7 protein-coding genes are annotated in these 14061 nt (G+C 75.3%); 6 read left to right on the forward strand and 1 reads right to left on the reverse strand.

The genetic code is table 11. The annotated features are described in order from the left end of the window. Window positions 1-70 precede the first annotated feature (70 nt). Window positions 71-2308, forward strand: a complete 2238-nt coding sequence (glgX, locus tag Cpa01nite_RS17335; RefSeq protein WP_203670118.1) for a glycogen debranching protein GlgX — start codon at window positions 71-73, stop codon at window positions 2306-2308. A 175-nt stretch (window positions 2309-2483) separates the two neighbouring features. On the opposite strand, the gene glgP is transcribed toward glgX, so the two are convergent. Further along, window positions 2484-5066 carry an alpha-glucan family phosphorylase gene (gene glgP, locus Cpa01nite_RS17340; protein ID WP_203670119.1) on the reverse strand — a complete coding sequence of 861 codons (2583 nt, stop codon included), beginning with the start codon at window positions 5064-5066 and terminating at the stop codon, window positions 2484-2486. An 87-nt stretch (window positions 5067-5153) separates the two neighbouring features. On the opposite strand from glgP, the gene Cpa01nite_RS17345 reads away from it, so the two are divergent. From Cpa01nite_RS17345 to glgB, 5 genes are all read left to right on the forward strand, one after another. Further along, on the forward strand, window positions 5154-7445 hold the full coding sequence (locus Cpa01nite_RS17345; RefSeq protein WP_203670120.1) for an alpha-1,4-glucan--maltose-1-phosphate maltosyltransferase: 2292 nt from the start codon (window positions 5154-5156) through the stop codon (window positions 7443-7445). Beyond that, on the forward strand, window positions 7442-9283 hold the full coding sequence (gene treS, locus Cpa01nite_RS17350; RefSeq protein ID WP_239068890.1) for a maltose alpha-D-glucosyltransferase: 1842 nt from the start codon (window positions 7442-7444) through the stop codon (window positions 9281-9283). The genes Cpa01nite_RS17345 and treS overlap by 4 nt, the downstream gene beginning before the upstream one ends. After that, entirely contained in the window at window positions 9280-10680 is a 1401-nt protein-coding gene (locus Cpa01nite_RS17355) for a maltokinase N-terminal cap-like domain-containing protein (protein WP_203670121.1), read from the forward strand. Before treS ends, Cpa01nite_RS17355 begins: the two co-directional genes overlap by 4 nt. Before the next feature lie 47 nt (window positions 10681-10727). Beyond that, window positions 10728-11408: an SGNH/GDSL hydrolase family protein gene (locus tag Cpa01nite_RS17360; RefSeq protein ID WP_239068891.1), complete on the forward strand. Its 681-nt coding sequence runs from the start codon at window positions 10728-10730 to the stop codon at window positions 11406-11408. A gap of 133 nt (window positions 11409-11541) precedes the next feature. Then, on the forward strand, window positions 11542-13725 hold the full coding sequence (gene glgB, locus Cpa01nite_RS17365) for a 1,4-alpha-glucan branching protein GlgB (RefSeq protein WP_203670122.1): 2184 nt from the start codon (window positions 11542-11544) through the stop codon (window positions 13723-13725). Window positions 13726-14061: the final 336 nt, after the last annotated feature.

Below are 14061 nucleotides of genomic sequence, written 5' to 3' on the forward strand. Positions count from 1 at the left end.
GCCGGCCGTGCGACCCGCCGCCGCCGGATCCGCAGGTCGCAGCCGCCCGCACCCCCCGGGCAGTGCCACGATGGGGGCCGTGACCTCCGCCGACCCGACCCCCGCGGGCCGCACCCCGGCCGGCCCGCCGCCCCGCCTCGGCGTGCACGCCACGGACGACGGCGTGGAGGTGGGCGTGCTCGCCCCGCACGCCGACGCCGTCGACCTGTGCCTGCTCGACCCCGACCCGGGCTCCCCGACCGGCTGGGCCGAGCGCCGCGTGCGCCTCGACGGCCCCGACCTGGGCGTCTTCACCGCGCGCGTCCCGGGCGTGCGCGCCGGCCAGCGGTACGGCCTGCGCGCGCACGGCCCGTGGGACCCCGGCGCCGGCCTGCGGTACAACCCGGCCAAGCTGCTGGTCGACCCGTACGCCCGCGGCCTGGTCGGCGAGGTCGACCACGGCCCGGCGACCTACGGCCACGTCGTGGACGACGCGCTGCGCGGCGACCCGTCGGGCGACCCGGACCCGCGCGACTCGGTCGCGCACGTGCCGCACGGCGTCGTGCTCGACCGCCGCCCCGGCCGCCGCGGCGCGGGCGAGGCGGTCGACCCGGCGGCGAACCGCCCGCACACGCCGTGGACCGACACCGTCGTCTACGAGGCGCACGTCAAGGGCCTGACCGTCCGGCACCCGGACCTGCCGCCGCACCTGCGCGGCACCTACGCAGCGCTGGGCCACCCGGTGGTGGTGGACCACCTGCGCTCGCTCGGCGTCACCGCCCTGGAGCTGCTGCCGGTGCACGCGTTCTCGTCCGAACCGCACCTGGTCGACAAGGGGCTGACGAACTACTGGGGCTACAGCACGCTCGGGTTCTTCGCGCCGCACGCCCCGTACGCCACCGCCGCCGCGCGCGCCGCCGGCCCGGCCGCCGTGCTCGACGAGCTGCGCACCGCCGTGCACGCCCTGCACGAGGCGGGCATCGAGGTGCTGCTCGACGTCGTCTACAACCACACCTGCGAGGGCGGGCTCGCCGGGCAGCACCTGTCCTGGCGCGGGCTCGACTCGGCCGTGTACTACCTGCACGACGGGGCGCACCCCGCGGCGCTGGCCGACGTGACCGGCACCGGCAACACGCTCGACTTCCGGCGGCCCGAGGTCGTGCGGCTGGCCCTGGACTCGCTGCGGTACTGGGCCGAGGAGGTCGGCGTCGACGGCTTCCGGTTCGACCTGGCCGTCACCCTCGCGCGCGGGCACGGCGGCTTCGACCCGGACCACCCGTTCCTCGTCGCGGCCGCCGCCGACCCCGCGCTGCACGGGCTCAAGCTGGTCGCCGAACCGTGGGACGTCGGGCCGGGCGGCTGGCGGACCGGGCAGTTCCCGCCGCCGTTCGCCGAGTGGAACGACCGGTTCCGCAACTCCGTGCGCTCGTTCTGGCTCGCCGACCCGGCGCGCGCCGCGCACGGCCTGCCCGAGCACCGGGTCCGCGACCTCGCGACCCGGCTGTCCGGCTCGGTCGACCTGTTCGGCCGGTCCGACCCGCCCCTGACCCGCGGCTCGCGCGCGTCGGTCAACTACGTCACCGCGCACGACGGGTTCACGCTCGCCGACCTGGTCGCCTACGACCACAAGCACAACGAGGCGAACGGCGAGCAGAACCGCGACGGCTCGGACGACAACCGGTCGTGGAACCACGGCGTCGAGGGGCACGTGGCCGCCGACTCGGTGGCCGCCGACATCGTCCCGCTGCGCCGGCGCTCGATCCGGAACCTGCTCGCCACGCTGCTGCTCGCGGCGGGAACGCCGATGATCACCGCCGGCGACGAGCTCGGGCGCACGCAGCGCGGCAACAACAACGCGTACTGCCAGGACTCCCCGCTGTCCTGGGTGTCCTGGGACCTCGCGCCGTGGCGCCGGGACCTGCTGGCGACGGCCCGGCACCTGACCGCGCTGCGACGGGCGCACCCGGCGCTGCGCAGCCCCCGGTTCTTCACCGGGCGGGCCGGGCCCGGCGAGCGCCCCGACCTCACCTGGTTCGACCCCGCCGGCTCCGCGTTCACCCACGAGCGCTGGCACGACGCCGATCTGCGCACGCTGCAGATGCTGCGGTCCGTCGGCGACGACGCGGTGCTGCTCGTGGTGAACGGGTCGCTCGACCCGGTCGACGTCGTGCTGGCCGACGACCGCCCGACGACGTGGCGGCTCGCCTGGGACTCGACGTGGGAGCACCCGGACGACGCGGTGACGGCGGAGCTCAACGGCGGCCTGCACCACGACGCGGGCACCCGCGCGGCCCTGGAGCCCCTGAGCCTGCGCGTCTACACGGCCTGACGCCGCGAGGGCGCAGCAGCACGTCCGCCGAGATCGGGCCTCCCACCCGAAGTAGGGCCGTCCACGGCCCTACCTCGACGCGACGGCCCTATCTCGGCGAGCCGGTGCGGCCCGCGGACGCGCGCGAGCCCCCGCCCGGGACCGGCCCGGGCGGGGGCTCGCGCCGCGCGCGGCGTCAGCCCGCGTTCGCCACCAGGCCGACCTCGGCGACCGACGCGAGGCCCTCGTGCCGCGGGACCACGCGCACGCTGTAGCCGAACGGCCCCGACGCGTCGAGCACCAGGTCGCCCGCGAACGCGTACCGGCCGCCCTCGTAGGTGTCCGCGAGCGCCAGCGGGTCGACCGCGAAGCCGTGCAGCTCGTCGGACTCGGAGACCTTCCCGTGCACGACCTGCACCTCGACGTCCTCCGGCTTGAGGTCGCCCAGCGCCACGTAGGCCTTGACGTGCAGCTGGTCCCCGACCTGCGGCACCTCGCCGACCCCGCCGGACTCGACGTGGTCCACGCGGACGTGCTGCCAGCCGGTGCGGACGCGGCCCTTCCAGGCGGCGAGCTCGCGCGCGCCGGCGAAGCCCGACTCCCCCGCGAGCGCCCGGCCCGCGACGGCGGCCGGCGCGTACAGCCGCTCGACGTAGTCGACGACCATGCGGGTGGCCTGCACCTTGGGGCCGAGCGTGGCCAGCGTGTGCCGGACCATCTCCAGCCACCGGCCGGGCAGCCCGCGCTCGTCGCGGTCGTAGAACCGCGGCGCCACCTGGTGCTCGATCAGCTCGTACAGCGCGGCGGCCTCGAGGTCGTCGCGCCGGTCGGGGTCCTCGACGCCGTCGGCGGTGGGGATGGCCCAGCCGTTCTCGCCGTCGAACCACTCGTCCCACCACCCGTCGAGGATGGACAGGTTGAGGCCGCCGTTGAGCGCGGCCTTCATGCCGGACGTGCCGCACGCCTCGAGCGGGCGCAGCGGGTTGTTCAGCCAGACGTCGCAGCCCGGGTAGAGGGTCTGGGCCATCGCGATGTCGTAGTTCGGCAGGAACACGATGCGGTGCCGGACCCCGGCGTCGTCAGCGAACCGGACGAGCTGCTGGATGAGCCGCTTGCCCTGGTCGTCGGCGGGGTGCGACTTGCCGGCGATGACCAGCTGCACCGGGCGCTCGGGGTGGGTGAGCAGGGCGCGCAGCCGCTCGGGGTCGCGCAGCATGAGCGTGAGCCGCTTGTACGTCGGCACCCGGCGCGCGAACCCGATCGTCAGCACGTCCGGCGACAGCACCTCGTCCACCCAGCCGAGCTCGGCCGGGCTGGCCCCGCGCTGCGCCCAGGAGTGCCGCACCCGGCGCCGGGCGTCCGCGACGAGCTGCGCGCGCAGCGTCCGGCGCAGGCCCCACAGCTCCTCGTCCGTGATCGCGTCCGGGCGCAGCCAGCCGACGCCCGCGGCGACCTCCTCGCCGGACAGCCGCTCCGAGGCCAGGTCGGACAGCCGCCGGTCGACCCACGTCGGCGCGTGCACGCCGTTGGTCACCGAGGTGATCGGCACCTCGACGTCGTCGAAGCCCGGCCACAGCCCGTTGAACATGCCGCGGGACACCTCGCCGTGCAGCAGCGAGACGCCGTTGGCGCGCCCGCCGAGCCGCAGGCCCATGACGGCCATGTTGAACACCGTCGGGTCGCCGCCCGGGTAGTCCTCGGCGCCCAGCGCGAGCACCCGCTCGACCGGCACGCCCGGCGACGCGTTCGGGCCGCCGAAGTACTGCTGCACCAGAGCCGTCTCGAACCGGTCGATGCCGGCCGGCACCGGCGTGTGCGTGGTGAACACCGTCGCCGCGCGCACGGCCTCCAGCGCCTCGTCGAACCCGAGGCCGGCGCCCGCGACGAGCTCGCGGATCCGCTCGACCCCGAGGAACCCGGCGTGGCCCTCGTTGGTGTGGTAGACCTCCGGCTCCGGCGCACCGGTCAGTCGGGACCACACGCGCAGCGCGCGCACGCCGCCGACGCCGAGCAGCAGCTCCTGCTGCAGCCGGTGCTCGCCGCCGCCGCCGTACAGCCGGTCGGTGACCTTGCGGGCGGCCTCGTCGTTCTCGGGCACGTCGGAGTCGAGCAGCAGCAGCGGCACCCGGCCGACCGTCGCGGTCCACACGTGCGCGTGCAGCGTGCGGTCGCCGGGCAGCGCGATCGACACCACCGCGGGCGTCCCGTCCTGCTCGCGGAGCAGGGTGAGCGGCATGCCGTCCGGGTCGAGCAGCGGGTACGTCTCCTGCTGCCAGCCGTCCCGGGTGAGCGACTGCTTGAAGTAGCCGGCCCCGTACAGCAGGCCGACGCCGATCACCGGCACGCCGAGGTCGGACGCGCTCTTGAGGTGGTCGCCCGCCAGGATGCCGAGGCCGCCGGAGTACTGCGGGAGCACGGCGGTGATGCCGAACTCGGGCGAGAAGTAGCCGATCGCGGCAGGCAGCGACGGGTCGGACGCCTGCCGCTGCTGGTACCAGCGCGGCGCCTCGAGGTACTCGTGCAGGTCGGCCGTCGCGGCGCGCACCGCGGCGACCACGTCGGGGTCGGCGGCCAGCTCGGCCAGCCGCTCGGGGCGCAGGGCGCCGAGCAGCGCGACGGGGTCGCCGTGCACCTCGTCCCACAGCGCGGGGTCGATGCGGGCGAACAGGTCGCGGGTCGGCGCGTGCCAGGACCAGCGGAGGTTGTGGGCGAGCTCGTCCAGGTCGGCGAGCCCGGCGGGGAGCGAGGTGCGGACGGTGAATCGGCGGATGGCTCTCACCCGACCGAGCCTAGGCACCGGAAGGGCGGCGCGACCAGCACCTGGGTCCTACTGCCCGGCGGAGCACCCACCCGGCCGCCCGTCCGGATGCCCGCCCCGGCCCCAGTGGATAGGTTCGGTCCCGTGACGTCGACACCCTCGCCGCGCCAGCCCGCGTCCCGTCCCGCCCGGCCGTCGCGATCGACGTCCGCCGCCGCGGACGTGCCGGTCCCGACCACCTCCGCGCCGGTCCCCGAGCCCGCCCCGCAGACCGCGTCCGAGCCGCCGGCCGCGCCCGAGCCGGCGCCGCCGACGCGTCGCGCCCGCAAGGCCGCGAGCCCCGCGAAGGCGGTCGCCACCGCGGAGGCCGCCGCCGAGGCCGCCCGCCCGGCCCGCGCGCCCATCGGCCGCATCCCGGTCGTGGACGTCTCCCCCGTCGCCGAGGCCGGGCGCTGGCCCGCCAAGGCCGCGGTCGGCGAGGCCGTCCCGGTCCGGGCGACGGTGTTCCGCGAGGGCCACGACGCCTGCGCCGCCACCGCCGTCCTCGTCGGCCCCGACGGCACCGACCGCGCGCGGGCCACGATGGTCGACATCGCCCCCGGCCTGGACCGGTACGAGGCGCACCTGGTGCCCGACGAGCCCGGCGCGTGGGGCTTCCGGGTCGAGGGCTGGTCCGACCCGTTCGGCACCTGGGCGCACGACGCCCCGCTCAAGGTCGGCGCGGGCGTGGACGTCGAGCTCGTCCTCGAGGAGGGCGCCCGGCTGCTGACCCGCGCCGCCGACCGCACGGCGGACGACGCCGGTGCCGCGATCCCCGAGGCCGACGCGCGCCTGCTGCGCGACGCCGCGACCGCGCTCCGCGACGACAGCCGCCCGGCCGAGGCCCGGCTCGCCGCCGGGCTGTCCGCCGAGGTGCGCGCCGCGCTCGCGGCCCACCCGGTGCGCGAGCTCGTCAGCCCGTCGCCCACCTACCCGCTGGTCGTCGACCGCCCGCTGGCGCTGGCCGGCTCCTGGTACGAGATCTTCCCGCGGTCGATCGGCGCCACCTACGACGACGCCACCGGCACCTGGTCCACCGGCACCCTGCGCACCGCCGCCGAGGACCTGCCGCGGATCGCCGGCCTCGGCTTCGACGTCGTCTACCTGACGCCGATCCACCCGATCGGCACCACGCACCGCAAGGGCCGCAACAACACGCTCGACGCCAAGCCGGGCGACCCGGGGTCGCCGTACGCGATCGGCTCGGCCGACGGCGGGCACGACGCGATCGACCCGTCGCTCGGCACGTTCGAGGACTTCGACGCGTTCGTCGCCGCGGCGCGCGAGCAGGGCCTCGAGGTGGCGCTCGACCTCGCGCTGCAGTGCTCCCCCGACCACCCGTGGGTCGCCGAGCACCCGGAGTGGTTCACCACCCGGCTCGACGGCACGATCGCGTACGCGGAGAACCCGCCGAAGAAGTACCAGGACATCTACCCGCTGAACTTCGACAACGACCCGGAGGGCATCGCGCGGGAGATCCGCCGCGTCCTGCAGGTCTGGATCGACCACGGCGTCACCGCGTTCCGTGTCGACAACCCGCACACCAAGCCGCTGTCCTTCTGGCAGTGGCTGCTCGCGGACGTCCGTGCCGCGCACCCCGAGGTCGTGTTCCTGTCCGAGGCGTTCACCCGCCCGGCGATGATGCTCAACCTGGCGCGGGTCGGCTTCCACCAGTCGTACACCTACTTCACCTGGCGGAACACCAAGGAGGAGGTCGCCGAGTACCTCGCGGAGGTGTCCGGCGAGCAGGGCTCCTGGATGCGGCCGTCGTTCTGGCCGACCACCCACGACATCCTCACGCCGTACATGCAGACCGGCGGGACCGCCGGGTTCGCGGTGCGGGCGGTGCTCGCGGCGCTCGGGTCGCCGACCTGGGGCATCTACTCCGGCTACGAGCTCGTCGAGGACGTGCCGCGGCCGGGCGTCGAGGAGCAGATCGACAACGAGAAGTACGAGTTCAAGCCGCGCGACTGGGCCGCGGCGGAGCCGCTCGGCATCGCCCGGCTGCTGCGCTCGCTGAACGAGATCCGGCGCGCGCACCCCGCGCTGCGCCAGCTCCGCAACCTCACGGTCCACCCGACGTCCGACCCCTCGCTGGTCGCGTTCTCCCGGCACCTGCCGGCGCACCTGTCCCCGACCGGCGCGGACGACACCGTGCTGGTCGTGGTCAACCTGGACCCGCGGTCGGCGCACGACGGCGTCGTGGACCTGGACCTGGCGGCCCTCGGGCTCGAGCCGGACGCCCGCTTCGTCGCCCACGACGTGCTGTCCCAGGAGGTCTACGCCTGGGACGCCCGCCCGTGGGTGCGGCTCGACCCGTACAGCCGGGTGGCGCACGTGATCCGGGTGGAGCGGGCATGATGCCCGCGGGGACGCCGGGCGGCACGACGCCGCCCGCGACGGGGGTCGTCCCGACGGTGACGGGCGCGGGCGGGCACGTCCCGCACGGCGCCGCCGCACCGCACGCGGCCGCGCCGCCCACGGGCGCGATCGCCACGACCGCCCTGCCCGCGCGCCGGCAGCCGCCGGTGCCGGGCACCGAGCGCGGCGGGCTGAGCGACGACCCGGAGTGGTACCGCACCGCGGTCTTCTACGAGGTGATGATCCGGTCGTTCTCCGACTCGGACGGGTCCGGCAGCGGCGACCTGCGCGGCCTGACCGCGCGGCTCGACTACCTGCAGTGGCTCGGCGTCGACTGCCTGTGGCTGCCGCCGTTCTACCCGTCGCCGCTGCGCGACGGCGGGTACGACGTGTCCGACTACACCGCGGTGGCCGCGCAGTACGGGACGATGGAGGACTTCACCGACCTCGTCGCCGCGGCGCACGAGCGCGGGATGCGCGTCGTCGTCGACCTGGTGATGAACCACTCCTCGGACCAGCACCCGTGGTTCCAGGCCTCCCGCTCGGACCCCGAGGGCCCGTACGGCGACTTCTACGTGTGGTCGGACGACAACACGCAGTACCAGGACGCGCGCATCATCTTCGTCGACACGGAGACGTCCAACTGGACGTTCGACCCCGTGCGCCGGCAGTACTTCTGGCACCGGTTCTTCAGCCACCAGCCCGACCTCAACTTCGACAACCCGCGGGTCGTCGAGGCGATGTTCGACGTCGCGCGGTTCTGGCTGCGCGTCGGCGTCGACGGGTTCCGGCTGGACGCCGTCCCCTACCTGTACGAGCGGGACGGGACCAACTGCGAGAACCTCCCGGAGACCCACCGGTTCCTGCGGGACCTGCGCGCCATGATCGACCGGGAGTTCCCGGGCCGGATCATGCTCGCCGAGGCGAACCAGTGGCCCGAGGACGTCGTGCACTACTTCGGCACCGAGGAGGAGCCGGAGTGCCACATGTGCTTCCACTTCCCGGTGATGCCGCGGATCTACTACTCGCTGCGCGACCAGCGGGCCACGTCGATCGTCGACATCCTCGCGGACACCCCGGAGATCCCCGGCGGGGGCCAGTGGAGCACGTTCCTGCGGAACCACGACGAGCTCACGCTCGAGATGGTGTCCACCGAGGAGCGCGCGTCCATGTACGGCTGGTACGCGCCGGACTCCCGGATGCGCGCCAACATCGGCATCAGGCGCCGGCTCGCCCCGCTGCTCGACGACTCCCGCAAGGAGATCGAGCTCGCGCACGCGCTGCTGCTGTCCCTGCCCGGGTCGCCGTGCCTGTACTACGGCGACGAGATCGGCATGGGCGACAACATCTGGCTCGCCGACCGCGACGCGGTGCGCACCCCGATGCAGTGGACGCCCGACCGGAACTCCGGGTTCTCGACGTCGGACCCCGGCAAGCTCTACCTGCCGGTGATCCAGTCGCTCGTGCACCACTACAACAACGTGAACGTCGAGGCGCAGCTCGCGCAGTCGACGTCGCTGCTGCACTGGGTGCGCGGCATGCTCATGGTCCGCCGGCAGCACCCGGCGCTCGGCCGCGGGACGTTCGAGGTCGTGCGCGGGGACAACGACGCGGTGCTGTCGTTCCTCCGCCGCGACGCGGGCGAGACGCTGCTGTGCGTCGCGAACCTCGCCTCCACGGCGCGCGCGTCGACGCTGCGGCTGCCGCCGGAGCTCGCCGGGGCGACCCTGCAGGACGTGTTCGGCGGCGCGAAGTTCCCGGACGTCGGCGCCGACGGCACCGCGACGTTCACGCTCGGCTCGCGCGACTTCTACTGGCTGGCGGTGACGACGGCATGACCGATCGACGGGTGGCCCACGAGGACCGCGACGACGCGCTGGCGGCGCTGCTGGCACCCTGGCTCCCGGGCCGGCGCTGGTTCCCGATCAAGGGGGTCGACGCGCGGGTCACCGCGATCGGCGGGCTCACCCTCGAGGACCCGGAGGGCGCCGCCGACGTGCGGCTGCTGCTCCTGCGCGCCGAGGGCGGCGGCACCGGCGCGGTGCTGCAGGTGCCGGTCGTGCTCGGGGTCGAGCTCGCGGACGGCGACCCGGCGCTGGTCGGGCGGCTGCCCGACGGCACGGTCGTCGCCGACGGCGCGGGCCGGCCGGAGTTCGAGCGCGCGTGGCTCGCGTCGGCGGACCGCGCCGAGGGCGCCGCACCCGTCCCCGCCGACGCGCTCGGCACCCCGAAGGTGATCGCCGGCGAGCAGTCGAACACCTCGGTGATCCTGCCCGGCGCCGGCCCCGACGGCAGCACCGCCATGCTCAAGGTGTTCCGCGGCCTGACCGAGGGCGACAACCCCGACGTCGACGTCCCGCGCGCGCTGGCCGAGGTGGGCTGGTCGCACGTGCCGCGCCCGCTCGCCTGGCTCGGCGCCGAGTGGCCCGAGGGCGACGGCACCGCGCACGGGCACCTCGGGGTGCTCAGCGCCTTCGTCCCCGGCGCGCACGACGGGTTCGAGCTGGCCTGCGACTTCGCGCGGCGCGGCGAGTCGTTCGGGGAGCTGGCCGAGGACCTCGGCGAGGTCATCGGGCAGATGCACCGGGCGCTCGCGAAGGCGCTGCCGGACGACGTCGTGCCCGCGGAGGGCGCGACGGACGGGGCGCCGGAGGTGGGCGAGGGCTCGCCCGGGCGGCACGCCGCCGAGCCCGAGGCCGGCCTGTCCCCCGCCGCCGCCCGGGTCGCCGACGCGCTCGCCGCGCGGTTCGCCTGGGCCAGCGAGACCGTCCCCGAGCTCGCCGGGTTCGCCGACCCGGTGGCGGCGCTCGCCGAGCGCACGCGGCTCCTCGGCGACGTGCCGCACCGCCAGCGCGTGCACGGCGACCTGCACCTGGGCCAGGTGCTCCGCGGCGACGACACCTGGTACGTGCTCGACTTCGAGGGCGAGCCGCTGCTGCCGGTCGCGCAGCGCACCCGCCCCGACCTCGCGCTCCGCGACGCCGCCGGCATGCTGCGGTCGTTCGACTACGCCGCCGCCGTGGGTGACGCGCCGGCCGCCTGGACCGAGGTGGCGCGCGCGTCGTTCCTCGCGGGCTACGCGTCCGAGTCGGGCGACGTCGACCCCGCGACCCGCGCGCACCTGCTCCGCGTCCTCGAGCTCGACAAGGCGCTGTACGAGGCCGTCTACGAGGCGCGGAACCGGCCCGACTGGCTCGCGATCCCGCTGGCGGGGGTGCAGCGGCTGATCGGCTGACGCCGGACCCGCCCCGGCGGCGGTGGCCGGGTGGCAGACTGCCCGGCGTGAGCCCCGCGACCCCGGCCGGCGAGCCCGGCGCCCCCGACCCCGGCGAGCCCCACTCCGGCGGCCCCGCGCCGACCCACGTGCTGCTGGTCGGCGACTCGGTCACCGACTGCGGCCGCCGGGCCGACCCCGAGGCCCTGGGCGACGGCTACGTCCGGCTGCTCGCCGAGGGGCCGCTGAGCGGGTGCCGGGTCACCAACCGCGGCGTCGGCGGCGACCGCGCGGTCGACCTGGCGGCGCGGTGGGACGCCGACGTCCTCGCCGAGCGGCCCGACGTGCTCTCCGTGCTGGTCGGCATCAACGACACCTGGCGCCGGTACGACCGCGGCCGCGCGACGCCCGCCGAGGCGTTCGAGACCACCTACCGCGCACTGCTCGGCAGCGCCCTGGCGGCCGGCGTCCGGCGGCTGGTGCTGGTCGAGCCGTTCGTGCTGCCGGTGACCGCCGAGCAGGAGCGCTGGTGGGACGAGGACCTCGGCGCCAAGGTGGCCGCCGTGCACCGGCTCGCCGCCGAGCACGGCGCCGTCCTCGTGCCCGCGGGCACCCACCTCGCGGCGCTGGCCGCGGCGCACGGCGCCCGCGCGCTGGCGGCTGACGGCGTGCACCCCACGGCCGCCGGGCACCGGGCGCTGGCGGACCTGTGGTGGGCCGCCGCGGGCGGGTCGGTCCGGCGGGGCTGACGTACTCGGGGGACGCACGCGCGCGCCCGTGCCTCCGGGACGGCGGCAGGCCCCGCGGGACGCGTCCCGGCGGCCCGCCCCCGTGGCGCGTCTCCTGGCTGCGCGAACGCCCATCTGGTGGTTGGGTGGGGACATGAACCGCCCGGCCGAGACGTCGCCCGTGACCGTCGACCACGACACGCTCCGCGCCGTGGCGTCGGGTCTCCACCACGACCCGCACTCCGTGCTCGGCGCGCACCTAGCCCCGAACGGCCTCGTCGTGCGGACCCTGCGCCCGCTCGCCGACGCCGTCGTCGTGGTCACCGCCGCCGGCAGCACGCCCGCCGAGCACGAGCAGGACGGCATCTGGGTCGCCGTGCTCCCGGAGGCCCAGGTGGTCGACTACCGCCTGGAGGTCACCTACGGCGGCGAGACGCAGCGCGTCGACGACCCGTACCGCTACCTCCCGACCGTCCAGGAGCTCGACCGGCACCTCATCCGCGAGGGCCGGCACGAGCAGCTGTGGACCGTGCTCGGCGCCAACGTGCACCGCTACCCCGGCGCCCTCGGCGACGTCACCGGCACCGCGTTCGCGGTGTGGGCGCCGAACGCGCGCGCCGTCCGGGTCGTCGGCGACTTCAACCACTGGCAGGGCGCCCAGCACGCGATGCGCTCGCTGGGCGACTCCGGCGTCTGGGAGCTGTTCGTCCCGGGCGTCGGCGCCGGCACCCGGTACAAGTTCGAGATCGTCGGCGCAGACGGCTCCTGGCGGCAGAAGGCCGACCCGCTCGCCAAGGGCACCGAGGTCCCGCCGGCCACCGCGTCCGTCGTCGTCGAGTCCGAGTTCACCTGGAACGACCAGGAGTGGATCGACCACCGCCGCTCGCACGACCCGCACTCCGGCCCCATGAGCATCTACGAGGTGCACCTGGGCTCCTGGCGGCAGGGCCTGTCGTACCGCGAGCTCGCGGAGCAGCTCACGGCGTACGTGCTCGAGATGGGCTTCACGCACGTCGAGCTGCTGCCCGTGTCCGAGCACCCGTTCGGCGGCTCCTGGGGCTACCAGGTGTCGTCGTACTACGCGCCGACCTCGCGGTTCGGCCACCCCGACGACTTCCGGCACCTGGTCGACACCCTGCACCGCGCCGGCATCGGCGTGCTGCTCGACTGGGTGCCCGCGCACTTCCCCAAGGACGAGTGGGCGCTGGCCCGGTTCGACGGCACCCCCCTGTACGAGCACCCGGACCCGCAGCGCGGCGAGCAGCTCGACTGGGGCACCTACGTGTTCAACTTCGGCCGCAACGAGGTGAAGAACTTCCTCGTCGCCAACGCCACGTACTGGCTCGAGGAGTTCCACGCCGACGGCCTGCGCGTCGACGCCGTCGCCTCGATGCTCTACCTCGACTACTCCCGCGAGCCCGGCCAGTGGACGCCGAACGTGCACGGCGGACGCGAGAACCTCGAGGCGATCGCGTTCCTGCAGGAGGCGAACGCCACGGCCTACCGCCGCACGCCCGGGGTCATGATGATCGCCGAGGAGTCCACCGCGTGGCCCGGCGTCACCCAGCCCACCAGCGCCGGCGGGCTCGGGTTCGGGCTCAAGTGGAACATGGGCTGGATGAACGACACGCTCCGCTACCTCGCGGAGTCGCCGATCAACCGCCGCTACCACCACCACGAGGCGACGTTCTCGCTCGTGTACGCGTTCTCCGAGCAGTTCGTCCTGCCGCTCAGCCACGACGAGGTCGTGCACGGCAAGGGCTCGATCATGCGCAAGATGCCCGGTGACGACTGGCAGCAGCGCGCCGGCGTCCGGGCCCTGCTCGCGTACCAGTGGTCGCACCCCGGCAAGCAGCTCGTCTTCATGGGCACCGAGTTCGCCCAGGGCACCGAGTGGGCCGAGTCCCGGTCCCTCGACTGGTACCTGCTCGACCACGCGCCGCACCGCGGCGTCCAGTCGGCCGTGCGGGACCTCAACCGGTTCTACCGCTCGCACTCCGCGCTGTGGGCGCTCGACCACTCCCCCCAGGGGTTCGAGTGGATCGACGCCAACGACGCGGACCGGAACGTCCTCGCGTACCTGCGCCGGGACGACCGCGGTAACGTCGTGGCGGTCGTCGTGAACTTCTCCGGCGTGCCGCACGAGGACTACCGGCTCGCGCTGCCGCAGGGCGGCACCTGGGTCGAGGCGCTCAACACGGACGCCGAGGAGTACGGCGGCTCCGGCGTGGGGAACCTCGGCCAGGTCCAGGCGCGGCCGGAGCCGCACCACGGTCGGGCGTTCTCCGCGACGGTGCGCGTGCCCCCGCTGGGCGTGCTCTACCTGGTCCCGGCGTAGCCCCGGCGCCGCCCGCGCGGCGCGGACGGACGGCGACGGCCTCTTCCCGGGTCGGGGAGGGGCCGTCGCCGTCGTGCGCCGCATCTGTGGAGGGAGCGCTCGCGTGGCCTCGACGCGGAACCGGCTGCGCAGATCCACCGCGCCCCGGGGCCGGCGGCGCTGTACGACCGCCCCGCGGCAACAACGTGCTGAGCCACCGTTCCCCGGGGCCGGCTGCGCTGTGCGACCGCCCCGCGACGACAACGCGCTGAACGACCGCCCCGAGGCACCACGCCGAGCGACCGCCGCGCGACTGCCCCGCGTTCCACAACCGCCGCACCGCAGAGCCGCGGGGCG

Source organism: Cellulomonas pakistanensis, from assembly GCF_016862755.1.
Taxonomy (GTDB): Bacteria; Actinomycetota; Actinomycetes; order Actinomycetales; family Cellulomonadaceae; genus Cellulomonas; species Cellulomonas pakistanensis.

Excerpts from the sequence above, each read along its gene's own strand:
- glgX (WP_203670118.1), top strand. The coding sequence starts at position 71 with ATGGGGGCCGTGACCTCCGCCGACCCGACCCCCGCGGGCCGCACCCCG.
- Cpa01nite_RS17345 (WP_203670120.1), top strand. The coding sequence starts at position 5,154 with ATGCCCGCCCCGGCCCCAGTGGATAGGTTCGGTCCCGTGACGTCGACA.
- treS (WP_239068890.1), top strand. The coding sequence starts at position 7,442 with ATGATGCCCGCGGGGACGCCGGGCGGCACGACGCCGCCCGCGACGGGG.
- Cpa01nite_RS17355 (WP_203670121.1), top strand. The coding sequence starts at position 9,280 with ATGACCGATCGACGGGTGGCCCACGAGGACCGCGACGACGCGCTGGCG.
- glgB (WP_203670122.1), top strand. The coding sequence starts at position 11,542 with ATGAACCGCCCGGCCGAGACGTCGCCCGTGACCGTCGACCACGACACG.